The organism is Plantibacter lichenum (assembly GCF_050587525.1).
Lineage (GTDB): Bacteria > Actinomycetota > Actinomycetes > Actinomycetales > Microbacteriaceae > Plantibacter.
This window is the reverse complement of sequence record NZ_JBOBFT010000007.1, coordinates 1-22,539: the sequence shown is the minus strand read 5'-3', so window position 1 is coordinate 22,539 and position 22,539 is coordinate 1. Positions and strand designations below refer to the sequence as shown.

Genomic DNA, 22,539 nt, shown 5'->3' with positions numbered 1-22,539 from the left:
GTGTGAGTGTGACTCCGACGGCGACTCCGGTGAGTTGGCCGGAGCCGCTTGTCCCCACGAGCTGCGATGCTCTGCTTTCGCAGGAGACGGTGGACGGCGTCTTCGGAACTCCACTCGTGTTCGGCTCCGAGCATCCTGAAGCAGCCGGTCGCGCTGGACTGTGGAAAGCCGCGATCACCAACTCGGGTTCGCTCGAGTGCGTTTGGGGAGCGATGAATCCCGACGGGAACCAGGACCCGAACTCCGGGGACGGCGATGCCTGGTATGGCGTGGCCGTGACGATCGTGCCCCACGCCAGCGCGATCCAGGCGAGCATCAGCGCCGCGCTGGAATCCACGAAGGAGCCCGCGCGAACAGGTTGCGACTGGGGAATCTGTTTCTCTGAGGACGTCATCAACGACTACTGGGTCGATGCGGAGGTCATCGGTACGGGAGACCCGGCGAACGGTGTCTCCGAGAGCGCTCAGGGCGTGTTCGACGCCGTGACCGCCGCTGCCAACACGTTCGCGCCCGCGGCTGCTCCCGACTGGCCCGCCGAATCGTCCGCGTGGCCGACGACGTGTGATGGACTCGTCTCCTTGACGACGATCGCGGACTCGTTGTCGCTTCCAGGTGCGAGCTTCACCGTCGGGTACAGCTACCGGAGCACCAACATCCCCTACGGATCCGTCGAGGCGGCGAAGGGGCTCGTCTGCGGCATCGCGCGCGAGGGCGGAGGTCGAAGCGGCAGCATCGTGACGGTGCCGGGTGCCGGCGGCGCGTTCGCGGCGTCGTGGAGCGCGGCGACCTCGTCCGACGACGTGGAGATCATCGAGGTGCCGGGACTGCCCGCGGACAGCGCGTTCCTCCGTCGTCCGGCCTTGACGCCGAACAACGCGACACTCGACATGAACCTGCACGGCACGTGGGTCGAGCTCAGCATGGGGACCACTGCAAGCGATGGGCCCGATGCTGCGACCAGGCTTCAGGCTCTGGCCGCCGCGATGGCGGCACGAGGATGACGCCGATGCATCAGTCGCTCGCCATACGTGCAAGAAGGAAGCGGCAAGACATCAAGACGATTCGCTCGGCGGCTATTGTCGCCGCTCTCTCCCTGCTGCTGACTGCATGCACACCCACCGAGGTGGCGCCGACGGCGGCACCGACGAAGAGCGCGACGTCGACCCCTGTCGCTGCCGCCGAGCCGACGGCGCCCGTCAATTCCTTCGGCGTCGACTGCGAGAATCTTGTGCCGCAAGAGGTCGTGGCCTCCGCGCTCTCCTCGTCGGCGACAGCGGTTCCACCGTTTACGCAGCGAGCGGACGATTCTCCTCAGGCCTGGGCGACGACGTCGGTAGGCGGCCTGAACTGCTGGTGGAGCAACGGTGTTCCTCTCGACGGATGGAACCAGGATGCAGACGGATCGGGGCGGTGGGCGGCCCTCACCGTGCTCCCCGGCGCACGCTCCGCATGGGATGCGGCGCAGGAACGGTCGGGCGCTGAACCCGAGCTCACCTGCTTCGCAGGTGATGGTCGGACCCGGAACGTGTGCAGTATCGACGTGCTCATCGGCGACAGCTGGGCGTACCTGCTGATGCAGGGCGTGGGCGACAACGAGCCGACGAGCGATGCGGAGGCTGTGGAAGCCGCGACACCGTTCCTCGACGCCATCCGAGCAGCCCTCCTGCCGACCGCCAGCTCTCCGCGATATGACTGGGAGGGAACAGTCCCAGGTGACGCTTCGCTTCCGGCGAGCTGCGAGGACTACGTGCCGGCGTCCGAGCTCAGCTCGCTGTTCGGTGTGGAACTCGGGTATTCGAGTGTCCCACACAAGGGTTTGTGGCCTCGTGGTGTCGCCATCGCCGACTTCGGTGTGGCCGAATGCCTGTTCGCGCACCCGGACAGTGACAACACTGCGGGTCTGATGGCGGTCCTTCCTGGAGGTCGTTGGGCGTACGAGCGTCTGTTCGAGGCGAAGATGAAGACACACGCATCGATCGAAGAGCTGGACATCGACGGGCTGGGAGCGAAGTCCGCGTTCGTCGAGTGCGTTGAGCTCCCCATTCGAAGCTGCACCGCACAGGTCGCCGTCGCTGGACACTGGCTGTCCGTCACTGCGAGCAACCCGAGCTCGGAAGAGAACGACGGCACCGCTGAGCAGCTCAGCGAGCGCGCCGCGGCGTACGCGAAGCGCGCCGTTGTCTCGCTGCTCGGCTGACACTCGCATACTCGGGTGGGCCCCGTCCATCGGTTCGACTCGGGTGATCGGCCGACCATGCTGGGCGTGAACTGGTGATCGGCCTCGCCTCGTACAGAGGCGGCGGACGGGCCCAGCACCGTCGACGGCCGTTCACCGTCGCCCAACGAGACTCCGTCAGTGTCAGTGTCAGTGTCAGCGTCGACACGGCCGGTCTCCTCTTCCGGCCACCGCGCCTCACCCGGCGAACATGCGGGCGTTCGCCTGCTCGATCTCGTCGTACTGGGCACCCGCTGCTGCGAGGGCCCTGGCGAGCTCGAGCAGGTTGTCCTCCACGACGCGTTGGGTCGTGCGCCACTGTTCGGCCTTCGCCTGGAACGCAGCTGATGCAGCACCCGTCCATTCGCTCTGCAGCGCACTCAGCTGGGCGCTGAGCCGCCCGAGATCTGCTTGCACCTGACCGATCGTCGCCGTCGCCGCCGTGCTCGCCGAAGCGACCGCAGCACTGTCCACCTGAAACACCGTCATCGTCTGATCCGTTCGTTCATTCGCGGGATCGGGTGATCCCTGTTGAGCAGCCTAGGAACGACAAGATCCCCAATGCCGTGGCATCGGGGATCTGTGGACAACCGGTCGAGACGATCGGCTGTGGAGGAGGTACGAGGCGGTCTCGCGGGGCTCAGCTGAGGCGCGGTGCGTCTCCAGCAGCCGCAGGAGCGGGGGCTGCCGGCGCCACCGGGGCCAGAGGGAAGACGACCCGGAACGTCGCGCCGCCACCGGGAGTCTCGGTGACCTCGACGCGGCCGCCGTGTGCCGCAACGATCGACGAGACGATCGCGAGCCCCAAACCGCTGCCGCCCGTCTCGCGAGTCCGCGAGCTGTCGGCACGCCAGAAGCGCTGGAAGATCTTCTCGCGGATCTGCGGGGGGATGCCCTCACCGTGGTCGATGACGGAGATCGTCGCGGTGCCGGCCTGGAGGTCCGTACCCACGCCGAGCTCGATGGGGCTGTCCGCCGGCGTGAATCGCAGCGCGTTGCCGATGAGGTTCGTCACGACCTGCCGGACCTTGTTCTCCTCACCGAGCACGATGGGAGGCACGGAGAGCGAGATGGGAGCGGTCACCGCGGGAGGGGCGTTTGTCGGCGTCTCCGGCTGCTGCGACTTCGGACGCTTCCGGAAGCGCGCGAATGCGGCTCCAGCGAAGGAGATCGGCGCGGTCTGCTGAGAGGTCGCGGTGTCGTCCGATGAAGGGGGCGGAGTCACTGCCGACGATGACGTCGGAGTCGACTCCGAGATCTCGAGGATCGCCGGACGGGGCTCGTCGAGAACGACCCGGACCGTGCGGCCCGGAGCCTGCGCCGTCGTGTCGAGAGCGGCGTCGCGTGCGATGGGGAGCAGGTCGACCGGAGCGAGGTTCAGAGGACGGGTCTCGTCGAGGCGCGCGAGCTGGAGAAGGTCCTCCACGAGCGCGCCCATTCTGATCGCCTCCTTCTCGATACGCTCCATCGCCTGAGCGACGTCCTCCGGCGTCTGCAAGGCTCCCATCCGGTACAGCTCCGCGTATCCGCGTACGGAGACGAGCGGGGTGCGGAGCTCGTGACTCGCGTCGCCGACGAACGTGCGCATCTGCTCGATCGTCTTCCCGCGGTCCGAGTACGCGCGATCGATGCGGGCGAGCATGGTGTTCAGGGATCGGCTCAATCTGCCGACCTCGGTGTTCGGGGTCGACCCTGCGACGCGCTGGCTGAAGTCGCCATCGGCGAATGCCGCTGCGGTGCGCTCGACGCGTCTGAGCGGTTCGAGCGTCCCCGTGACCAACCATCGGGTCAACAGCGCTCCAACGATGATGATGAGCACGCCCAGCACGAAGAAGATCGTGAGGTACGTGGCGATCGTGTTGTCCGTGTTCTGCATCGAGATCGCCAGGAACGCGGCCCCGGTCTCGCCGATGTTCAACGTGTACGGGACGGCGATGGCGTGGTACACGATCGTCCCGGTGGCGTTCGTCACGTCGTAGATCTTCGAACCGTTGACGGCGAGATCCTGCGTGGTGAGCGTCGTCGGGAATGCGGGCAGCGTCGATGGGTCGCGCTCGGACCAGGTGTGGTCCGCCACGGGCCCGGCGGGGGAGTACACGGCGACGAACACATCGGTGGACGACGAATCAGCGGTGAAGTTGCCACTCGAATCGAGGGTGCCGATGACTCGGCCCTTCGCGGCGGACAACAGCCGGTCATTGGCCTGCTGCGTGAGGACTTCCTTGAGGAGCGGGGTCGTCCCCATGCCCGCGACGAGCAGACCGAAGGCGAGGACGAGAACGGTCACCCCGGTGATCTTGGTGCGCAGCGAAATACTCGTCCACCAGGCGGACACGGAATCGGTCATGCGTGAGTGGCTACGCCTTCCCGGCCTTCAGCATGTAGCCGAAGCCGCGCTTGGTCTGGATGAGCGGCTCCGTGGAGAACTGGTCCAGCTTCCGGCGCAGGTAGGAGATGTAGCTCTCCACGATGCCGGCGTCGCCGTTGAAGTCGTACTCCCACACGTGGTCGAGGATCTGGGCCTTCGACAGCACGCGGTTCGGGTTCAGCATGAGGTAGCGCAGCAGTTTGAACTCGGTGGGGCTGAGGTCGATGGGGGTGTCGCCGACGAGGACCTCGTGGGTGTCCTGGTCCATCGTGAGCTCGCCGGTGCGAATCACGGCGTCCTCGTCCGCCTGCATGGTGCGGCGGAGGATGGCCTTGATGCGCGCGACGATCTCGTCGAGGCTGAACGGCTTGGTGACGTAGTCGTCGCCGCCGACCGTGAGGCCCGTGATCTTGTCCTCGGTGTCGTCCTTCGCGGTGAGGAACAGGATGGGGGCGGTGTACCCGGCGCCACGGAGGCGCTTGGTCACGCCGAAGCCGTTCATGTCGGGGAGCATGACGTCGAGGATGATGAGGTCCGGCTCCTCCTCGAGGACGGCGGAGATGGCCGCTGCACCGTTGCCGACCGCGCGCACGGCGAAACCGGCGAAGCGGAGGCTGGTGGTGAGGAGGTCGCGGATGTTGGGTTCGTCGTCGACGATGAGGATGCGGGGTCCGGTCATGAGACTAGTATCTGCGAGTTGCTTGATACTTTCCTGAGAGTGCTGCGGATTCTCGACCAGGACGAAAGATCAGGGCGTCAGACGGCGGCGAGAGCGTGCGCGTCGAGGATCGTGTAGCTATAGCCCTGTTCCGCGAGGAACCGCTGGCGGTTCTGTGCGAACTCCTGATCGACCGTGTCTCTGGCGACGAGCGTGTAGAAGTTCGCGGTGAGACCCGACTTCTTCGGACGCAGCAGACGACCGAGACGCTGGGCCTCTTCCTGACGAGAGCCGAAGGAACCGGACACCTGGATGGCGACGGTCGCCTCGGGGAGGTCGACGGAGAAGTTCGCGACCTTGGAGACGACGAGCACCTCCTCCGAGCCCTCGCGGAAGGCCTGATAGAGGCGTTCGCGTTCGTCGATGGGCGTCGAGCCGGTCAGCTGCGGAGCGCCGAGGGCTGCCGAGAGCTCCTCGATCTGGTCGAGGTACTGACCGATCACGAGGATGCGCTCACCGCGGTGCCGCTCGACGAGGCTCTTGACGACGTCGAGCTTCGCCGGAGCGGTCGCCGCGAGACGGTACCGCTCGTCGTCCGCCGCAGCCGCGTAGGTGAGCCGATCGCTCTGCGGCAGGTCAACGCGCACCTCGAAACAGGCGGCGGGGGAGATGAAGCCTTGGGCTTCGATCTCCTTCCACGGCGCGTCGAAGCGCTTCGGGCCGATCAGCGAGAAGACATCGCCCTCGCGCCCGTCCTCACGGATGAGCGTGGCAGTGAGGCCCAAGCGACGCCTCGCCTGCAGCTCCGCTGTGAGCTTGAACACGGGAGCCGGGAGGAGATGGACTTCGTCGTACACGACGAGACCCCAGTCCATCGCGTCGAGGAGCGCGAGGTGGGCGTACTCGCCCTTCCGCTTCGCCGTGAGGATCTGATAGGTCGCGATCGTGACGGGCTTGACCTCTTTGACCTGACCCGAATACTCGCCGATCTCCTCTTCCGTGAGGGACGTGCGCTTCAGGAGTTCGTCGCGCCACTGGCGGGCGGAGACCGTGTTGGTCACGAGGATGAGCGTGTTCGTGCTCGCAGTCGCCATTGCACCGGCGCCCACGAGGGTCTTGCCCGCGCCGCAGGGGAGGACGACGACGCCGGAACCGCCCGCGAAGAAGTTGTCGATCGCCTGCTGCTGGTAGCCGCGGAGCTGCCAGTCGTCCTGCACGAGGTCGATCTGGTGCGGGGTGCCGGCCGTGTACCCGGCGAGGTCCTCCGCGGGCCAGCCGAGCTTCACGAGCTCCTGCTTGAGCTGCCCTCTCGCCCAGGGCTCCACGAGGAACGAGTCGGGGGAGGGGTGGCCGATGAGGAGCGGGGCGATGCGCTTCGCGCCGGCGACCTCGGTGAGGACGGGGCGATCGTCCGAACGGAGGATGAGCTCGCCCTCGTCGTTCCGTTCGATGACGAGACGGCCGTACCGGTTCACCGTCTCGCGCATGTCGACCGTGACGGAGGCGGGGATCGAGAACTTCGAATAGCGCTCGAGGGTCTCGATCATCGAGTCGGCGTCGTGGCCGGCGGCACGCGCGTTCCACAGACCGAGACGCGTGATCCGGTACGTGTGGATGTGTTCTGGAGCGCGTTCGAGCTCGGCGAACACCGACAGGTCGTGCCTGGCGTCTTCCGCCAGGGCGTGCGCGACCTCGAGCAACACGGTGCGGTCGCTTTGGACGATCAGTGGGCCGTCAGACATAGCCCTCAACTCTACCCCGCGGATCGGAGATGACGTCCCTCAGCGATGCCGGTCCCCCGGGAGTCGGCGACGGAACCGGTGTTCGACCCCGGTTGTCAGACGGCAGCGAGCACCTCGGTGATCGTGGACAGCGGCAGGGTGCGTTCGACGTCCGCGGACCGGTCGAGACCGCGGAGTCGACCCGCGGACAAGCTCGTCGGTTCGATCGTGTACGTCGCCTGGCGCTCGCCGAAGACGACCGAGACGGTCACGGGCGTGTGGTCCCGCACCGCGATCTCCAGCTGCTTCGTGAGCCAGGCCCTGCTCGTGTCGCCGGCGTCCCCTGCGCGCAGACGGGCGACGAGGTCCGGTTCTGGGGCTGCGGGCTCGACATCGGCCCGGCGGGCGGGCGGCTGGCGCTTCACCTGGAGCGGTTCGCCGTGCTCGTCCTCCGCGACCACCGGGTACTTCGCGTCGTGGAGCGCCCAGTAGACGGTCTCCGGTGGGAGGCGGCTCGTGAGCCGGTGCTCGTCGGTGTGGCGGAGGCCGAGCGGGGCGAGGCTCTGATCGACGCTGACGGCGCCGATCACGCCGGCATCGTCGGATCGGACGTAGGACACGCGACCCGCTTCGACCGAGCCGTCGCCGACGGCCCCGATCGTCCCGACGCGGACCCGGCCGAAGCGCTGCTCCGATTCGGTGACGAGGTAGGAGAGCGGCTGCGGGATCCCCGTGAGCGACACGGAGGCGAGGAAGGCCAGGAGCGACTCCGCGGTCTCTCCTGCAGCGAGGGCTCGAGAGACGCTCGTCGAGGTGAACCGATAGCGGGATGCTTGGGCCCGACCCTCCGGATCCGCCATCAGCCGCAGGCGTCGGTCGAGCGTCGCCTCGGGAGGGCCGAGGGCGATGACGGTCAGGTCGTCCTGGAGCACCACCTGGTCCACCTCGGGTGGCAGGAGCGCCGCCAGGGCCTGCTCGGAGCCGACGACGTCGCCCTCGAGGAGCAGCTTGCCCGGGGTGCTGGTGGTTCCCTCCACACTCACGCCGAGGAGTTCTCCGGCGGTCCGAACCGTCTCGACGGCCGTGCGCAGTGTTTCCCCACCCGCCGGATACCACCAGGCGAGTTCCGCGGAGAGGTCGGTCGACCCGCTGCGATACGCATCGACGGCACGGTCGCGGAAAGTCTCCGGGACGGTCTGAAGCCACGCTTCGGCGAGGAACCGCCATCGGGCCGGCAGCGTCGATGCGAGCCACTCCTCGCCGGCTTCGCTCACCCGGATGTAGCCGCCGAGGACGAGCGTGAGTCCCGCCTGGGCGGCGGTGCCGAGGATGAGTTCGACCTGGTCGACGGTCGAGTTCGCGGCGGCCGCCATGCGCTTCAGATCCGGCATCGACGGCGCTCCACGGCCGAGCTGGCGGGCGGGATCCCTGCCGAGCTCGTGGAGACTCTCGCCGAGGACGCCGACGCCGAGCGTCGCGCGTTCGGCGCTCACCCGGTCGGCTGACGCCGGATCGAGCGGCCCGGGTCGGTGGAAGTCCGGCGCGGGCGGTGCGATGAGCTCGTCGACCGTTGGCAGTTTCTGAGTCGGCCAGGATGCGAAGACCTTCGCGACTGCGGCGACGACGGACACCCGTGCGTGGGCGCCGGAGTCATCGGAGTCATCGGAGTCGTCGATGGTCGCGAGGAAGAGGCGTTCGGCAGCGCGGAGGGCGGTGCGCACCACATCGATCGAGCGGCCGGTCGCGCTCGCGATCGAGGCGACGGTGTCCGCGCCGCGAGTGGTGGCGGCCAGAGCGGCGAGGGTGTCGCGGTCCTGGCTCGTCAGGGCTCGGCCGACGCTCGCATCGTCGAGGAGTGATTCGGCCAGGTCGAAGAAGTCGCCGATCCGTGCCGGTGGGGTGCGGCGTGCGCGCAGCAGTTCGCGGAGCGCATCGTCCGGCACCTCCCGGAGCCGGTGCGCCATCGCGAAGGCGTCGCTCATGGCGTTCAGTGCGACGACGATCCGCGGGACTCGCGCGAGCGTCTGACCGCACCGACGATCATCAATGCGATGACCAGTGCGAAGGCGATCGGCAGGCCGATGAGCGGGAGGATCGTCACGATCGGCCATACCCCGGTCCCGAAGTCCGCCTGCTGCAGGCCGGTCGCGGTGCCGATCATGACCGCGACGAACGCGGCGATCGACACGACGACGATCGCCATGACCATGTAGGCCAGGACTCGTTCAGGCCGCGAGATGCTCGGCGTATTCTCCTCAGTCACAACTCCCAGGATACGGCAGGCGAGTCGGCGCGCGAACGAGTGGCGGCGAAGTCTGGCCGACAGATGTTGCTTACTGCTACGTTTCCTGACATGACTCAACGACGAACAGGGGGGATCGTTGCGGCCGGAATGCTCGCAGCGGGCAGCGTTCTGGCGTTCGCCGGCCCCGCGACGGCTGCGACCGGAGATGTGCTGTGCGAGGTCGCGGACGGCGACAACTACCTCTCTCGAGTAACCGACCTCGGCGCAGGGACCTTCCGGGTCGACCTCGTCGACACCACGCTCGCCACCGCGGAATCCGCCGACGGCGAGTCCTACCTGGTGCTCCCGACCGAACCAGTCGACCTCCGCTTCGGAACGAGTGTCACAGCACTCGGGCCGCAGTTCGAGTTGGTCGGTGCGCCGACCCCGTCACAGGGCATCGTCACGACCTTCCCGGCGACGGGGTCTCTGCCGTTCGACGTCGAACTCGTCGGTGCCGCGGGCGGGACCGGCGAGACGGTCACCGTCGGAGCGTCACCGGAAGGCGCGCAACTCACCTGGTTGAGCGATCACGACGCGCTCGAGATCCCGGGGAGTCCTCGCATCGTCCCGACCCAATTCGAGTTCCCGTTCGACGCCATCGACGCCTCCGCCTCCGTCCTCAGCTTCACGCTCCACGTGTCGGACGCGGCGCCCCGCGGCATCGACCTTCCCGCTGTCCTCGGGTCTGAGGTCACGTTCAACGGGGCATCGCTCAACCCGGTCACGGGGGAGGTCTCGCCCGCTGGTGACACCGGCTCGTTCTCCGTGGGCGCGTGCGTGATCCCTGCATCGGCGATCCCGCCGCTCGTGCCGCCGACGACCGAACCGACCGGGCAACCGACGGCGGCTCCGATCGTCGCGTCGCCGAGCGCCGCACGCCTGCCGGACACTGGATCCGCCGCAGGGCTCGTCGCACCCGTCGGCGCAGTCCTGCTGCTCCTCGGTGCAGCCGGGCTCCTGCTCCGTCGGAGACTCCAGAGCTCGGCCCGGCCGGTCCTCCGGCCTCGGAGCCGACCGAGCAACTAAGCTGGGTGGAGGGCCGACGGCCCGATTTCGACCGTGCTGCCCGCGCGGTCACCGCACGGCGCGCAGTTCCGCGCATGACCCACAGCGAGGTTTCCATGCCCACCGGCAAGGTCAAGTTCTACGACGACGAGAAGGGGTTCGGCTTCATCAGCTCCGATGACGGCCAGGAGGTCTTCCTGCACGCGTCGGCGCTCCCGGCCGGAACCACCGTCAAGCCCGGATCCCGGCTCGAGTTCGGCATCGCCGACGGCAAGCGCGGGGCACAGGCGCTCTCGGTGCGCGTCCTCGAGCAGCCGCCGAGCCTCGCGAAGCTCAAGCGCAAGCCGGCGGACGACATGGCCATCATCATCGAGGACCTCGTGAAGCTCCTCGATGGCATGGGTGGAGACCTCCGTCGCGGCAAGTACCCGAACAGCGCACACAGCAAGAAGATCGCTGCCGTGCTGCGCAAGGTGGCGGACGAGCTGGATGCCTGACCTCGACCCGTTCGACCCCGTGGCCGTCCAAGCGGCCGCTGCGGAGCGTGCCGAGCGCGCTGCCGAGCAGGCGGCGCAGGCCGTCGAGGACACTGCCCAGGCCGTTGAGGTTGCTGCGCCCGCCGTCGAAGCTGAGTCCGTCGACACTGCTGAGTCCGTCGACACTGCTGAGTCCGTCGACGCCGCTGAGTCCATCGAGCCTGAAACCGCTGCCGAGTCCGCAGAACCCGCAGAACCGGTGGAACCTGCACGCCCACCGATCCCCGATGAGCTGTTGATCGCATCCGTCGAACTCGCCCACTCGGCGCTCCTCGGCATCACACCGGAAAGCACGATCGGCGAGCCCGCCGGCTACACGGTCATCGACGACCACCTCGTCTCACTCCTCTTCGCCAACACGCTCGCGGGCTACCCGGGCTGGTTCTGGACGGTCACGTTGTCGCGAACGGGCGACGATGCGGCTCCCAACGTGCTCGAGACCGAGCTCATGCCGGGCGACGGAGCGCTCCTCGCCCCGCAGTGGGTGCCGTGGTCGGAACGACTCGCGGACTACCGCGCCGCCCAGCTCGCCGTTGCCGCGGCGAACGAGGACGGCGATGACGAGGACGGCGACGATGAGGACGATGTCGAGGAAGAGGACCTGAGCGTCCTCTCGCTCGACGGCGGCGACGATGAAGACGACCTCGACGACGACTACGAGGACGAAGACGAGTCTGAAGAAGACGACTCCGACGAGGACGACGATGATGATGATGACGACGACTCCGACGAGGACGACGACTTCGAGGAAGATCCCCGACTCGGCCGCTGATCCCTCATGCGCTGAGGTAGTGCTCGGCTGAAGCGCATCCGTTCGGGTGTCGACGTCGCCTCGGCGAGCAATCCGTTGCGTTCGAGCAGTTGGACGAGCCCGGCAGGAAACGTCGGGATGAGGGGTCCGTCGGGTTTCGTCCAGAGCGGAGCGCGTCCAGGCCCGACGAGCAGCGTGAGCGGACCGACGGTCGTCTCGCACTCGATGCGAGCCGTGATGCCCTGCGACCGCAGGCGCACCGCTCGGACCTGCGGGAGAGGCGTGCTGCGCATCATCATGCCGTCGCCGCGAAGCTCGATGACGGAGCCCGCGATCCGCATCGTGTGCGGGTGCATCCGAGACCTGATCGTCCATTGCGAGGCGGAGAGGACGAGGACGAAGGCGGGCGCGGAGAGCACGAGGGTGCCGGGGCCGAACCCGATTCCGAGGCGCACGAGGCCGAACAGGACGCCGAAGTACGCGGCGACGGCGATGACCGCTCCACCGCCGAAGCCGATCAGGGCGGTCGACAGTCGTGTGTTGAGCGCGTCGATCGTGAGGACGTATTCACCGCGCTCGCCGCTCCACGCCGGTGCGGAGACCACCTGCGCGGGCCGTCGGTCGCCGATCGTGAAGATCAGCTGCCCGAGGAGCGCCACCGCCGACCACGCGCCGAAGGGGAGAGCCGCCATGAAGACGAAGAAGATCGTCCCGGACACGAACGCGGGGCGGCCGGAGAATAGGAAGGACCAAGCGTCGAAGACCTCGATCGAGGCGAGTGCCACCGCGAGGGCGCCGACCACGGTGCTGTGCACGACCCAGCGGGTGCGGGCCCGTTCGATCCGGTGCAGGCGGTTGGTGAAGCTCACCGCGCACAGCATCCCGGCGGCCAGCGCGAGAAACAACGGTGGGAGGTCGGCCGCGTCGTCGCGGGCCAACCACCACCAAGCGGCGACCCAGCACAGGACGGCGACGACGTAACCGCTCCGGAGCGCACTCCGGAGCGGTCGTCGCGTCCCACCGTCCGCGGGGTGCAGCTCAGTGTTCACGCAGTGTTCAGAGCGCGCCGACCACGTGCTCGATGCTCGCGATGAGCTGGCGCACATCGGCCGGGTCGATGGCCGTGAACGTCGCGACTCGCAGCTGGTTGCGGCCGAGCTTCCGGTACGGCTCGGTGTCGACGATCCCGTTCGCGCGGAGCGTCTTGGCGACGACGGCAGCGTCGATGGCATCGTCGAAGTCGATCGTGACGACGACCTGCGAACGGTGCTCCGGGTTCTCGACGAACGGCGTGACGTAGTCGGTGCGACCCGCCCAGTCGTAGAGGGCGCCGGAGGACTCGAGCGTGCGCGCCGAAGCCCAGGCGAGACCGCCATTGCCGTTGATCCACTTCACCTGCTCGTCCAGGAGCACGAGCGTGGACAGTGCCGGGGTGTTGAGCGTCTGGTTGAGGCGCGAGTTGTCGATCGCGTTCTTCAGGCTGAGGAACTCGGGGATGTACCGGCCGCTCGCGGCGATGCGCTCGACGCGTGCGATGGCGGCGGGGGAGAAGAGGGCGAGCCACAGACCGCCGTCCGATGCGAAGTTCTTCTGCGGGGCGAAGTAGTAGACATCGGCCTCCGCTGCGGAGAAGTCGACGCCGCCGGCAGCGCTCGTCGCATCGATGACCGTGAGCGCGCCATCGTCGCCGTGGACGCGCGTGACCGGCGCCATGACACCCGTGGAAGTCTCGTTGTGCGGCCACGCGTAGACGTCCACGCCTTCGACGGCCTCGAACTCGGTGCGCGAGCCGCCAGCGGACTCACGGACGTCCGGGGCGGTCAGCCACGGAGCGGCGGCGGCCTTCGCGAACTTCTGGCCGAACTCGCCGAAGACGAGGTTCTGGCTGCGCTGCTCGATGAGCCCGAACGCCGCGGCATCCCAGAACGCCGTCGATCCGCCGTTGCCGATGACGACCTCGTAGCCCTCCGGAGCGTTGAGGAGCTCCGCGAGACCGGATCGGACGCTGCCGACGAGGTTCTTGACGGGCGCCTGGCGGTGAGAGGTTCCGAGCAGGGACGGACCGGCGTTCGCGAGAGCGGCGAGCTGCTCTGGGCGGATCTTCGACGGGCCGCACCCGAACCGTCCGTCGGCGGGCAGAAGGGAAGAAGGAATGATGATCTCCGGCATGAGCCGATTCTAGTTGCGCCGGAGTGTCAGCCACTCACACTAGGCTTAGCTCGAAAACGTGCAATCGGGCAGGGAGGGCGTCGATGACCGATTTGATTGACACCACGGAGATGTATCTCAGGACCATCCTCGAGCTGGAAGAAGAGAACATCATCCCTCTGCGCGCCAGGATCTCGGAGCGCCTCGGGCACTCCGGTCCCACCGTCTCGCAGACGGTCGGCCGCATGGAACGCGACGGACTCGTCGTCGTCTCCGGCGATCGGCACCTCGAACTCACCGAAGCAGGACGCCGCAAGGCCGTCCACGTCATGCGCAAGCACCGGCTCGCCGAGCGTCTGCTCAGTGACGTCATCGGACTCGAGTGGGAGTTCGTGCACGAAGAGGCCTGCCGCTGGGAGCACGTCATGAGCGAGCAGGTCGAGCGCAAGCTGCTCGAGATGCTCAACCACCCCACGGAGTCCCCGTACGGCACGCCGATCCCCGGGCTCGACGAATTCGGAGACAGCCCGGCCGTCTCCTTCTCACAGGGCGTCGTCAACATCGCATCGCTCGTCGCCGGAACGACGGAACCCGTCACGGCGACCATCCGTCGCCTCGGCGAGCCGGCGCAGGTGGACCCCGAGCTGCTCCTGCAGCTCAAGCAGTCCGGAGTGATGCCGTCCGGCACCGGTCGCTTCTCGTCCGCGGGCAACTACGTGCTCGTGCACATCGACGGGTTCGAGGACGGCCTCGAGCTGCCCAACGAGCTCGCGACGCACATCTTCGTCGACGCGCCCGCCGCGTAACGCGGCTTCGCGGCCGGCCGAGTGGTTCGTTCGGCCGGTTGTGCGTCTTCTATGAGACGACGATGAGGAAATGCGCCACACGCCCTCCGGCTCGTGACGAAAACGTGACATTCCTAGGGTTAGCCCGTAGGCTGTCACCTGTTCTCGCGGTCACAACCCGGCCGATGAACACCGATCAAGGCACCTCCCTAGCCCGTCTCTTGATCGTTGAAGCCGATACCTATGGCGGACGGGGCAGCTCTGTGCTGGCGGGGTGCCGGAGGAACTCACTTGACTGAAGCTGGCGCGAACGGCCCCGATGGAGCCGGCACCAACCCAAGCGACGCTCCACTGACCCGGCGACAGCTGCGGCTTCAGGAGCAGGCGAACGGTCGATCCGCGGACTCGTCCGTTGCCGCCGACGAAGCCGCTGAAGCCGTCACCGGCGAAGCAGTCATCCAGTCCTCCGACGAGGTCATCGAAGCCGAGATCGTCGTCGAAGCGGACGAGGCCGCAGCGCCCGTCGCCGAAACCGAGCCGAGCGTTCCGCTCGCCCCGGTCGTCGTCTCCGAGGCCGAGAGCGTCGTTCCACCCGCTGCCGTTCAGGCTCCTGCTGCCCCGGTCGCCCCCTCCGTCGCACGAACGGTCCCCGTCCGGACCGGACCGATCCGCACCTCGTCGAGCGCCAAGCCGGGCTCGAAGGACGTCGCCGTCCGCAAGCCCAAGAAGACCGGCGCACGTCCCGGATCCGTCCGAGGCATCGCCACCATGGCCGTCCTGGTCCCCGCGCTCCTCGCGACCGTCGCTCTGCCCGCCTATGCGGCGAGCACGGACCCGAAGAACGAGTTCGGCACCTCCGCATCGGCCAGCCTCAAGGCGTCCGGCGCACAGAGCGTCGTCGTCTCCGACCAGGTCGCGGACACGAACATCTCCCGCGACGCCTACACGGCGACCACGCCGGACGAACTGGCCCAGCGCCAGCGTCAGCTGGATGCGGCAGCGGCCGTCACCAACGCGAAGTACTCGATCGAGGTCTCCGCAGCGCGCGCCGAGGGTGACGACTACCCGTGGTACAACATGCCCTCGGACAACGAGGGCGGTGGTCTCTCGCCGCTGCGCTACTACTACCGCGAATGCGTCGACTTCGTCGCATGGCGCCTCAACCGCGACGCAGGCACCCCCGACGGCAACTGGGCGTTCACCTGGGGTAACGGCCTTCCGCCGAGCAGTGCCTACGGCTGGTCCAGCTCGTGGCAGTACAAGCAGGGCACCACGGCCATCGCCGGTTCCGTCGCCTGGTTCACCTACAACCACGTCGCCTACGTGCAGGCCGTGAACGCCGACGGCACGGTGGTGCTCGAGGAGTACAACTACGGTGCCAACAAGCACGCCTACAACGTGCGCGTGGTTCCGGCGAGCTCAGTCGCGAGCTACCTGTACCCGCCCGGAGTCGGTTGATCCCGCGCCCATGGTTTCGTCGATCGGGCCCCAGGACTCTCGTCCAGGGGCCCGATCGCCGTTTTCCCGGCCATCGCGAAGCCGTCACCGAACGGCGTCATTCGGTGAAGCGCAGATGAATGTGTGCCGATCACGCGCACTTTCAGCCGATCGTGGGTTAATCTGGTGCTCTGCAACTCGGAGTGGCCGTGACCGGCCGGGAGAGGTTCAGGGGCTGATGCACGGAATACGGAGCCACGGTGTCGCGGATCGTCGCGGCCTGTACGCGCTTCGGCATTCCAGCCAACTGTGCCGCGGCGGAGCCGTGTGCGTGAGGGTGTTGTCATGATGACAGCGCCCTTTTTCGTTGCCCGGAACCGGTGCGTTCTCCGAGGAGTGACAGTCGTTTCGTCGCGGCAGCCGTCGCGGCCGATCGAAAGGGAGCGTGCATGCGCACACTGGTGTTGAATGCGGGCTATGAGCCGCTCGCGATCGTGTCCTTCAAGCGAGCCCTCATGCTCGTCATGAATCAGAAGGCCGTCGTCGTCGAGATCGACTCCTCGCATCCCGTCTACGCGTCGAGCGGGGAGTTCGACCGGCCGTCGGTCATCCTCCTGACGCGCTATGTGCGGATCCCGCACTCGAGACGCGTCCCGGTCACGCGTCGCGGTGTCCTCCGTCGCGACGGTCATCGGTGCGCGTACTGCGGGAAGGCGGCGACGACCATCGACCACGTCCTGCCGCGCTCCAGAGGGGGCGTGGACAGCTGGGAGAACCTCGTCGCCTGCTGCCTGCGCTGCAACAACGTCAAGGGTGATCGGACTCCGGCCGAGATGAACTGGGACCTCGGCATCTCCCCGCGGATGCCGCACGGCTCGCACTGGATGGTCCGTGGTGTGGAGCGTTCGCAGCCCGACTGGGAGCAGTACCTGGAGCCGGCCGCCTGAGCACGCGCGCCTGATTTCGCGCGCCTGAGTGCCTGCCCATCGGTGTCGTGCTGCTGTCCGGGAGGCCTGCGGACCACAGCACGGCGCCGATGAGCGGTGCCGGGTGCGCGTCTCCGCTAAACTCGTCTGGTCAGCCTCTGTAGCTCAATGGAAGAGCAGTTCCGTCCTAAGGAAAGGGTTGGGGGTTCGAGTCCCTCCAGGGGCACAGCGATATCACACCCAAGATCCGCGTATTTCCGGGGTCTGGGGTTGCATCAAGCCAGTGCGGCAGGTGAATTTGCCCACGATTTGCCCACGTTTGAGGCGTAGGCGTGCTCATTGAGGCGTGTCGCAACCGCTTCCAGGTCGTCGTCGAACAGATCGGCGTACGTGTCCAGCGTCATCGTCGCGGACTTATGTCCGAGCATCGACTGCACGGCCTTCACGTTCGCGCCCGCGCTGATCGCGAGGCTGGCTGCGGTGTGCTTCAAGTCATGCACGGTGAGGCGCTCGAGTCCCGCCTTGCGGAGCGACGCGAGGAACCATGAGTATCCCGACGCGCTCGTGTCTGGCCGCATGGCGAACCCTCCCCCTGCTGCGGGGAACACGAGCTCATCCGGGCCCTTCCCCTCGCACAGTTTCGCGAGCGGCTCATCGAGGAACTCTGGATACGGGACGGCGCGCTCCTCCCAGCTCTTCGGAGGGCCGACATGGATCACGCCCGCTACCTCCGTGGCGCTCTGTGAGATCTGTAGCCGACGCCGGAGGAAGTTCACATCGCGGACGCGCAACCCGACCGACTCTCCCCAGCGAATGCCGGTGTAGGAGAGCGTGACGATCTGGACTTCGCGCGTGTAGTCCGGGGCGAAGCTCGCGAACCGGAACACCTCGGCGTGATTGAGGTACCGCCGAGGCTTCTTTGACATCTTCCGCGGGAGGTTGGTTGCCTTCGCGGCGGGATTGCTCGGCAGCCTCCCGTCTCGAAGTGCGCCGTCGAGGATCCCAGAGAGGATGCCCACAGCGCGGATGACAACGCTTGCTGACTTCGGTTTCCCCGAGAGATCGGTGCGCTTTCGTGTGCTCACTGCAGACCCTGTGCCGAGCTCGGCGATCCAGTCTTCGACGGCTGATGGTCGAATCTTACCGATCTGCGTACGGGCCCAGCGCGGCTCGACGTGCACGCGCCATGCTGTCTCTAGTGGCGCATAGGCCGATGGCTTCAATGCCTGCTTCTTGCGTGCGAGCCATGCCGGAGCCAACTCGCCGACGGTGACCAGCGCCTCTTTCGGGTCGATGTACGTCCCGGTCGCCTTCGACACCTCGACATTGGCGATGTAGAGGTTCGCTTCCTTCTTCGTTTTGAAGCCGCGCTTCTCGCCTGCGGTGTTGTCCGGCTTCCTGTAACGAGCCCTGTATCTCGTGCCGGCCGCGGTCTGGTAGGCGTGTGCGGTACCCATGGGTCTCCTATGGAGTGAGTGCTCGAGCGAGCTTGCTTGTGAACGGGCTGTTGTGCCCTGTCGAGTAAGTGCGGTGCCCGAGACGTTGCAAGCAGAACTGTTGGTAGTGCTCAAGCAGTTCGACGGTGACGCCGATCTCGTCTGCGATGTGGTGAGAGTCGCTGCCCAGTCGTTCTAGCCGCGCGTACTCGACGGGGTCGATCAAAAGCTGGGCGGCGTAGGTGTTCGCCTGGCGCTCGTGTCGATCGCTGTCGCAGCCATGGCCGTAGTATGCGTGGCCGCACTCGTGGGCGATAACACAGCGGCGTTCGTCGGGCGTGAGCCTCAGGTCGAAGTAGATCAGTCCTTCGCTGGGGGAGTAGTAGCCGAGGTCGTCATCGGGCAGGTAGTCGCCTCGCAGCTTGAGGCCCAGGTCGGCCACCCGTTGCACTACTCGGCGCATGTCTCCCCTTACTCGGCGTAGTCCTGATCGATCTTCCGCTTTCCGCGTTTGGCGACTAGCGCGACGTCTTTCTTTCTCATGTCCTCGTGGTTGACGTCGAAGTCCTCATCGTGGAGGTCGCCACTGACATCCTCGGAGCGTTCTTTCATGCGACGCGCAAGTTCCGAGACAAGCTGCTCATCTGTGAACCGTGCCAGATCAACTGGGAGTGGCACTGGCGTAACGAGTGTCGTCGAGGAATCGAACGAAGCCGCAGCTAGCGCTTGCGCCGCATCTGCCCCTAGAACGTTCGCGATAACGATCGCGTTCCTGTGCGTTGGGCGCTCCTTGCCGTTGACCCACTTGCTGACTCGGTCGCGCTTAATCGCTCCTCCGGATGCCTTCACGAGGTCAGCCTGCTTCCAACCGCGCTTGTCGAGCTCGGCGATCAGCCATTCGGTCCAGCGACCCTGAGCAGTCACATGCATGTCATCGTTCACGACCTAAGTGTTGCGCATACGCAACCAAAACGCAAGGAACGTCGTGTTGCGCGCGACAGACTTAAGTCGTATGGTGTTCGCAACACCTTGTATCGACCACCAGACAAAGGAACGCGATGTTGCGAATCAACCCCTCCGTGCTCACGGAGATTGCCCGCGAAAATGGCTGGCTACACACCCGAGGTCGACTCTCTGGAACTGTCAACGCATCAAAGATGGCAGGCGAACTCGGAGTGGCGAAATCTACGGTAACGCGAGCCTACGACAACGGGTCGACAGGACTGGTGCTCCTAGAGAAACTGCAGGACACCAGCGGGTGCTCCCTCGACCTTCTGCTCGAGAAGGTGCCGGCATGAGCTTCCCGGTCTACCTCTCTCCGGAGCAGGTATGTGAACGACTCCCGGGGGTGACAAAGGCCAATCTCGCAACGCTTCGCTACGAAGGGAGAGGCCCAGTGTTCCTCAAGCCCACACCTCGAACCGTTCTGTACCGCGAAAGCGATATCACCGCATGGATCGAGGCTACCGAGAGGCAGAGTACAAGCGCCGAGCAGGTTCAATTATGACTGCTGTCGTTTCCCTCCTCTCCGCTGGCGACGCCCAGCGCCTCACTCAGCGGATCAAGCTCACCGCGTCGGTGGTCCGCGACAACCTGTTCAAGCTCCGCAACCTCGTCGACGAGGCGAAGAACTCGAACGCCTGGCAGGTTCTCGGGTTCCAGTCATGGACGGCCTACCTCGCGGACACGCTCGGCGATGAGCCGATGCGTCTCGGTCGCGAGGAGCGACAGGAACTCGTCGGCTACCTCGCCGGCGAAGGTCTCAGTGTCCGAGCTATCGCACCAATCGTTGGTGCTGCGAAGTCGCAGGTAGCTCGCGATATCCAAGACGCACCTGTCCCAATTGGGACACCTGAGCCAGACCTCGAGCCGCTCCCGCCCGCCAACCCGTTCACGGGTGAGGTCATCGAAGAACCGGCTGTCGTCACGGAGACGCACACGGTGAAGGTCGTGACTGGTCTCGATGGCAAGGAGTACGCGCAGAAGCCGCGTGAGCCGAAGCCTGTCGTGGTTGGTGATGCTGCGAGCCGTCAGAACGCTGAGACGGCGGCGAAGGAGATCGCTGACGCGATCGATGTCATGTGGCGGTTTGGTCACGTGGCCCACAGGACCCGGATCCTGACCGACTGGTGGCCGCTTGGGAAAGCTGCGGTCCCACCAGCCAGTCGAGGTCTGTTCAACCCAGGGCAGCTACGGCAAATAGCTGAGTCCCTGGTTCTTCTTGCAACCGAAATGGAGAATCTCGATGTCTAAGGATCAGATTACACGTGTCTACCGGGAAACGGTGGGCTTGTACGGCACTGAGGGTGTCAACCGGATGGAGGCTGTCGAGTCTGGCGTTGCCACGCTGATGGTCGAGTGGAAGGCGGGTCGGCTCGAGGTCGACATCGAACGGTACTTCCGCCGCCGTCTGGTTGAGGCTGATGAGCGTGACGGCCGGTCGGCTGACACGATCATCCGCCGGGCCGCGTTCGGCGATACGCCGCTGGACGTCGCTGACCTCGATGTGGTGGTGACGCTGGGCGCCGGTCTGCGGAAGCAGTGGGCTGACGTGTCGGTCGCTGACCTGACGGCGATGAACACGATCCGGTACCGGAACTTCCGCCAGGCGGAGGAGGCGTACGACCAGTTCAACTCGGCGTTCGTTCGCATCCGCGAGATGGTGCTCGAGCACGGCACGTTCGGTGCCGCGTATGAGGCTGGCGGTTTCCCGCCGGCGGCCCAGCAGGACTCGAGGGCCACAGCATGAACCCGGAGGCTTTCCTCAAGCTGGTGAGCGACTACGGTTCGGCTCGCGCAGCAGCGGTCATCTCTGCGCATCCGGATGACATGGACAAGAGCATGGCGCTCTATGGCCAGATCGTCGACGTCGTCAACTCAGGGGCGGTGTCCGCATGACCGCCATCAAGATCGGTGAACGGTACCGACGGGTCCGTAGCTTAGAAGCTGATCGTGAGGGTGTTGTTTTCAGCGAAGGCGAAGCCTACGACTGGCATCTGCGCGACGACGAGGGTCAGTCATTCTTCGCTGACTCGGATTCGCTCTTTCCAGCCAACCCCCCAGTCCCGCCGTTCTCGAATGGTGACATCATCCGTCTCGAAAGCCCCGATGCGGAGACGACGATCGTTGGTCGTGTGTACGACGAGGTTTGGGTCGGTTCTGACATTGGGACGCGTTTCACCATCACTTCTCGCACTGACCGGGGTTGGTCGTTGTCGGTCGTCGAGTGGGCGCCACGTGAACTGCCGACCCGTGAAGGGTTCTACGTCTCGCCGGATGGTCAGGTGTTCACGCTGGCTGACGGGCGGTGGCAGTTCGGAACGAAGCTGACCGTGCCTGCCATGGTGCGCCAGGTCGGCCCTCTGACGCGTCTCGTCCCGGAGGTGGTGACCTCATGACCATCCTCCTCGCAGCCTTGTTCGCTGCCGTCGCGGGTTACTTCCTTGGTCGTACCCACAAAGCCCGACAGAAGGTGACGGGATGAGCGGCAACCAGAAGCTGGAAACTGCGCTCGATGAGACTGGATTTCAGAGGCCGCGCACGTTGTGGCAGCGCCTCACGTACCCGGCTCTGCGGGAGGTGTTCGAGTACGCATTCAAGTACGGGTACGCCAATGGTCACATGGATGCGCAGTCGGAACTATCCGAAGACGAAATCGCTGACTGGTTCGCTCGTCACTCATCTCCCGCAGTTAGCCGCGTCGTCGATCAGGGCAAGCGCGTCATCACCGAACGCGCCGAAGACGGGGTGACGTCATGAGCGAAGCGGCGAAGCGTCTCATCGATGCTGAGGACCGGGCTACCGGACGCGTCATCCCCGAGTGGCGGGTGCGGCTCATCACCTGGCTGACCACTGTGAGCGTCGGGGTAACTCCGTTGTTCCAGGGGTCTCTCTGGATGACTCTCGTGACGATCTTCGTGAACGCGTTCGTCGCCACTCTCCTGCTTGAACCGTATCGACGGCGAAGCATCTCCTAACCCCTCCCCTCTCGGGTGGGGTGGCCCTCACAGTCCGGCCACCCCACCGCTATCCGGCGCGCCCGGATGTTCTTTGACAACTCCACAGCGGTCCCTGCCTCGGCAGTAGAAGCGGCTCCACATGGCTGCTGGGAAGGGGATTCTGCCGGACACGCGACTAGCAAACTCGTGGGCCGGCGCAGTACCCCTTCCTGTCTTGGAGGGAGCGTGTCAGTGGGAGAGGTCCCCATCGCTGAACGAGACAGGAGGGGGCGTCGTTCACCATCGGCAGATCGCCTTTCGGGGCGGT

Annotated in this window: 25 protein-coding genes and 1 tRNA gene; 15 read left to right on the top strand and 11 right to left on the bottom strand. The window is 66.3% G+C overall.

Features of this window, described 5'->3' with window-relative positions:
• The first annotated feature begins 89 nt into the window (after positions 1-89).
• Both ACQ3HB_RS10825 and ACQ3HB_RS10820 read left to right on the top strand, forming a co-directional pair.
• A complete protein-coding gene (locus ACQ3HB_RS10825; protein WP_430920064.1) occupies positions 90-1,001 on the top strand; it encodes a hypothetical protein in 912 nt (303 codons plus the stop codon).
• A 122-nt stretch (positions 1,002-1,123) separates the two neighbouring features.
• On the top strand, positions 1,124-2,197 hold the full coding sequence (locus tag ACQ3HB_RS10820; RefSeq protein WP_430920063.1) for a hypothetical protein: 1,074 nt from the start codon (positions 1,124-1,126) through the stop codon (positions 2,195-2,197).
• 216 nt (positions 2,198-2,413) lie between these two features.
• On the opposite strand, the gene ACQ3HB_RS10815 is transcribed toward ACQ3HB_RS10820, so the two are convergent.
• From ACQ3HB_RS10815 to ACQ3HB_RS10790, 6 genes are all read right to left on the bottom strand, one after another.
• Positions 2,414-2,704 (bottom strand): WXG100 family type VII secretion target, encoded by a 291-nt coding sequence (locus tag ACQ3HB_RS10815; protein WP_430920062.1) that lies wholly within the window; start codon positions 2,702-2,704, stop codon positions 2,414-2,416.
• Between the two features lie 151 nt (positions 2,705-2,855).
• The gene (locus ACQ3HB_RS10810; RefSeq protein ID WP_430920061.1) at positions 2,856-4,562 is read right to left on the bottom strand and encodes a sensor histidine kinase; all 1,707 of its coding nucleotides are present in this window, start codon (positions 4,560-4,562) and stop codon (positions 2,856-2,858) included.
• A gap of 10 nt (positions 4,563-4,572) precedes the next feature.
• Positions 4,573-5,262, bottom strand: coding sequence for a response regulator transcription factor (locus ACQ3HB_RS10805; protein WP_422779934.1), 690 nt, complete (start codon positions 5,260-5,262; stop codon positions 4,573-4,575).
• A gap of 77 nt (positions 5,263-5,339) precedes the next feature.
• Positions 5,340-6,983: a DNA repair helicase XPB gene (locus ACQ3HB_RS10800; RefSeq protein WP_430920059.1), complete on the bottom strand. Its 1,644-nt coding sequence runs from the start codon at positions 6,981-6,983 to the stop codon at positions 5,340-5,342.
• Positions 6,984-7,078: 95 nt separating this feature from the next.
• Entirely contained in the window at positions 7,079-8,944 is a 1,866-nt protein-coding gene (locus ACQ3HB_RS10795) for a helicase-associated domain-containing protein (protein ID WP_430920058.1), read from the bottom strand.
• A 5-nt stretch (positions 8,945-8,949) separates the two neighbouring features.
• Complete coding sequence (locus tag ACQ3HB_RS10790) at positions 8,950-9,225, bottom strand: multidrug ABC transporter ATPase (protein WP_430920057.1); 276 nt, start codon at positions 9,223-9,225, stop codon at positions 8,950-8,952.
• 90 nt (positions 9,226-9,315) lie between these two features.
• Here ACQ3HB_RS10790 and ACQ3HB_RS10785 point away from each other — a divergent pair, with 90 nt between their 5' ends.
• The 3 genes from ACQ3HB_RS10785 to ACQ3HB_RS10775 all read left to right on the top strand — a co-directional run bounded on the left by ACQ3HB_RS10785 (position 9,316) and on the right by ACQ3HB_RS10775 (position 11,562).
• Complete coding sequence (locus ACQ3HB_RS10785; RefSeq protein ID WP_430920056.1) at positions 9,316-10,275, top strand: LPXTG cell wall anchor domain-containing protein; 960 nt, start codon at positions 9,316-9,318, stop codon at positions 10,273-10,275.
• A gap of 95 nt (positions 10,276-10,370) precedes the next feature.
• Complete coding sequence (locus ACQ3HB_RS10780; protein ID WP_430920055.1) at positions 10,371-10,751, top strand: cold-shock protein; 381 nt, start codon at positions 10,371-10,373, stop codon at positions 10,749-10,751.
• Positions 10,744-11,562, top strand: a complete 819-nt coding sequence (locus ACQ3HB_RS10775) for a DUF3027 domain-containing protein (RefSeq protein ID WP_430920054.1) — start codon at positions 10,744-10,746, stop codon at positions 11,560-11,562. Before ACQ3HB_RS10780 ends, ACQ3HB_RS10775 begins: the two co-directional genes overlap by 8 nt.
• On the opposite strand, the gene ACQ3HB_RS10770 is transcribed toward ACQ3HB_RS10775, so the two are convergent.
• The gene (locus tag ACQ3HB_RS10770; protein ID WP_430920053.1) at positions 11,445-12,590 is read right to left on the bottom strand and encodes a hypothetical protein; all 1,146 of its coding nucleotides are present in this window, start codon (positions 12,588-12,590) and stop codon (positions 11,445-11,447) included. The two genes, ACQ3HB_RS10775 and ACQ3HB_RS10770, sit on opposite strands and share 118 nt — an antisense overlap.
• Before the next feature lie 7 nt (positions 12,591-12,597).
• On the bottom strand, positions 12,598-13,710 hold the full coding sequence (serC, locus tag ACQ3HB_RS10765; protein ID WP_430920052.1) for a phosphoserine transaminase: 1,113 nt from the start codon (positions 13,708-13,710) through the stop codon (positions 12,598-12,600).
• Positions 13,711-13,793: 83 nt separating this feature from the next.
• Between serC and ACQ3HB_RS10760 the strand changes: the two genes are divergently transcribed.
• The 4 genes from ACQ3HB_RS10760 to ACQ3HB_RS10745 all read left to right on the top strand — a co-directional run bounded on the left by ACQ3HB_RS10760 (position 13,794) and on the right by ACQ3HB_RS10745 (position 17,063).
• On the top strand, positions 13,794-14,495 hold the full coding sequence (locus ACQ3HB_RS10760) for an iron-dependent transcriptional repressor DtxR (RefSeq protein ID WP_430920051.1): 702 nt from the start codon (positions 13,794-13,796) through the stop codon (positions 14,493-14,495).
• 270 nt (positions 14,496-14,765) lie between these two features.
• Positions 14,766-15,932, top strand: coding sequence for a CHAP domain-containing protein (locus ACQ3HB_RS10755; RefSeq protein WP_430920050.1), 1,167 nt, complete (start codon positions 14,766-14,768; stop codon positions 15,930-15,932).
• A 428-nt stretch (positions 15,933-16,360) separates the two neighbouring features.
• Complete coding sequence (locus ACQ3HB_RS10750; protein WP_430920049.1) at positions 16,361-16,858, top strand: HNH endonuclease; 498 nt, start codon at positions 16,361-16,363, stop codon at positions 16,856-16,858.
• A gap of 133 nt (positions 16,859-16,991) precedes the next feature.
• Positions 16,992-17,063, top strand: a tRNA-Arg gene (locus ACQ3HB_RS10745).
• A 49-nt stretch (positions 17,064-17,112) separates the two neighbouring features.
• Here the strand turns inward: ACQ3HB_RS10745 and ACQ3HB_RS10740 are convergent.
• From ACQ3HB_RS10740 to ACQ3HB_RS10730, 3 genes are read right to left on the bottom strand one after another with little or no spacing between them, the layout of a single operon-like run.
• A complete protein-coding gene (locus tag ACQ3HB_RS10740) occupies positions 17,113-18,294 on the bottom strand; it encodes a tyrosine-type recombinase/integrase (protein ID WP_430920048.1) in 1,182 nt (393 codons plus the stop codon).
• Between the two features lie 7 nt (positions 18,295-18,301).
• Positions 18,302-18,715 (bottom strand): ImmA/IrrE family metallo-endopeptidase, encoded by a 414-nt coding sequence (locus tag ACQ3HB_RS10735; protein WP_430920047.1) that lies wholly within the window; start codon positions 18,713-18,715, stop codon positions 18,302-18,304.
• A gap of 29 nt (positions 18,716-18,744) precedes the next feature.
• Positions 18,745-19,215 carry a helix-turn-helix domain-containing protein gene (locus tag ACQ3HB_RS10730; RefSeq protein WP_430920046.1) on the bottom strand — a complete coding sequence of 157 codons (471 nt, stop codon included), beginning with the start codon at positions 19,213-19,215 and terminating at the stop codon, positions 18,745-18,747.
• A 510-nt stretch (positions 19,216-19,725) separates the two neighbouring features.
• On the opposite strand from ACQ3HB_RS10730, the gene ACQ3HB_RS10725 reads away from it, so the two are divergent.
• From ACQ3HB_RS10725 to ACQ3HB_RS10700, 6 genes are all read left to right on the top strand, one after another.
• Complete coding sequence (locus tag ACQ3HB_RS10725; protein WP_430920045.1) at positions 19,726-20,526, top strand: hypothetical protein; 801 nt, start codon at positions 19,726-19,728, stop codon at positions 20,524-20,526.
• Entirely contained in the window at positions 20,519-21,022 is a 504-nt protein-coding gene (locus tag ACQ3HB_RS10720; RefSeq protein ID WP_430920044.1) for a hypothetical protein, read from the top strand. Before ACQ3HB_RS10725 ends, ACQ3HB_RS10720 begins: the two co-directional genes overlap by 8 nt.
• Positions 21,019-21,171, top strand: coding sequence for a hypothetical protein (locus ACQ3HB_RS10715; protein ID WP_430920043.1), 153 nt, complete (start codon positions 21,019-21,021; stop codon positions 21,169-21,171). Before ACQ3HB_RS10720 ends, ACQ3HB_RS10715 begins: the two co-directional genes overlap by 4 nt.
• Positions 21,168-21,671 carry a hypothetical protein gene (locus ACQ3HB_RS10710; protein ID WP_430920042.1) on the top strand — a complete coding sequence of 168 codons (504 nt, stop codon included), beginning with the start codon at positions 21,168-21,170 and terminating at the stop codon, positions 21,669-21,671. Before ACQ3HB_RS10715 ends, ACQ3HB_RS10710 begins: the two co-directional genes overlap by 4 nt.
• A gap of 82 nt (positions 21,672-21,753) precedes the next feature.
• On the top strand, positions 21,754-22,032 hold the full coding sequence (locus ACQ3HB_RS10705) for a hypothetical protein (RefSeq protein WP_430920041.1): 279 nt from the start codon (positions 21,754-21,756) through the stop codon (positions 22,030-22,032).
• A complete protein-coding gene (locus ACQ3HB_RS10700) occupies positions 22,029-22,250 on the top strand; it encodes a hypothetical protein (protein WP_430920040.1) in 222 nt (73 codons plus the stop codon). Before ACQ3HB_RS10705 ends, ACQ3HB_RS10700 begins: the two co-directional genes overlap by 4 nt.
• The last annotated feature ends 289 nt before the right edge of the window (positions 22,251-22,539 follow it).

What these genes read in the sequence shown, in the direction of transcription:
- ACQ3HB_RS10815 (WP_430920062.1), bottom strand. Translation starts at nt 2,704, where the DNA reads ATGACGGTGTTTCAGGTGGACAGTGCTGCGGTCGCTTCGGCGAGCACG.
- ACQ3HB_RS10810 (WP_430920061.1), bottom strand. Translation starts at nt 4,562, where the DNA reads ATGACCGATTCCGTGTCCGCCTGGTGGACGAGTATTTCGCTGCGCACC.
- ACQ3HB_RS10805 (WP_422779934.1), bottom strand. Translation starts at nt 5,262, where the DNA reads ATGACCGGACCCCGCATCCTCATCGTCGACGACGAACCCAACATCCGC.
- ACQ3HB_RS10800 (WP_430920059.1), bottom strand. Translation starts at nt 6,983, where the DNA reads ATGTCTGACGGCCCACTGATCGTCCAAAGCGACCGCACCGTGTTGCTC.
- ACQ3HB_RS10795 (WP_430920058.1), bottom strand. Translation starts at nt 8,944, where the DNA reads ATGAGCGACGCCTTCGCGATGGCGCACCGGCTCCGGGAGGTGCCGGAC.
- ACQ3HB_RS10785 (WP_430920056.1), top strand. Translation starts at nt 9,316, where the DNA reads ATGACTCAACGACGAACAGGGGGGATCGTTGCGGCCGGAATGCTCGCA.
- ACQ3HB_RS10780 (WP_430920055.1), top strand. Translation starts at nt 10,371, where the DNA reads ATGCCCACCGGCAAGGTCAAGTTCTACGACGACGAGAAGGGGTTCGGC.
- ACQ3HB_RS10775 (WP_430920054.1), top strand. Translation starts at nt 10,744, where the DNA reads ATGCCTGACCTCGACCCGTTCGACCCCGTGGCCGTCCAAGCGGCCGCT.
- serC (WP_430920052.1), bottom strand. Translation starts at nt 13,710, where the DNA reads ATGCCGGAGATCATCATTCCTTCTTCCCTTCTGCCCGCCGACGGACGG.
- ACQ3HB_RS10760 (WP_430920051.1), top strand. Translation starts at nt 13,794, where the DNA reads ATGACCGATTTGATTGACACCACGGAGATGTATCTCAGGACCATCCTC.
- ACQ3HB_RS10750 (WP_430920049.1), top strand. Translation starts at nt 16,361, where the DNA reads ATGCGCACACTGGTGTTGAATGCGGGCTATGAGCCGCTCGCGATCGTG.
- ACQ3HB_RS10740 (WP_430920048.1), bottom strand. Translation starts at nt 18,294, where the DNA reads ATGGGTACCGCACACGCCTACCAGACCGCGGCCGGCACGAGATACAGG.
- ACQ3HB_RS10725 (WP_430920045.1), top strand. Translation starts at nt 19,726, where the DNA reads ATGGATCGAGGCTACCGAGAGGCAGAGTACAAGCGCCGAGCAGGTTCA.
- ACQ3HB_RS10720 (WP_430920044.1), top strand. Translation starts at nt 20,519, where the DNA reads ATGTCTAAGGATCAGATTACACGTGTCTACCGGGAAACGGTGGGCTTG.
- ACQ3HB_RS10715 (WP_430920043.1), top strand. Translation starts at nt 21,019, where the DNA reads ATGAACCCGGAGGCTTTCCTCAAGCTGGTGAGCGACTACGGTTCGGCT.
- ACQ3HB_RS10710 (WP_430920042.1), top strand. Translation starts at nt 21,168, where the DNA reads ATGACCGCCATCAAGATCGGTGAACGGTACCGACGGGTCCGTAGCTTA.
- ACQ3HB_RS10705 (WP_430920041.1), top strand. Translation starts at nt 21,754, where the DNA reads ATGAGCGGCAACCAGAAGCTGGAAACTGCGCTCGATGAGACTGGATTT.
- ACQ3HB_RS10700 (WP_430920040.1), top strand. Translation starts at nt 22,029, where the DNA reads ATGAGCGAAGCGGCGAAGCGTCTCATCGATGCTGAGGACCGGGCTACC.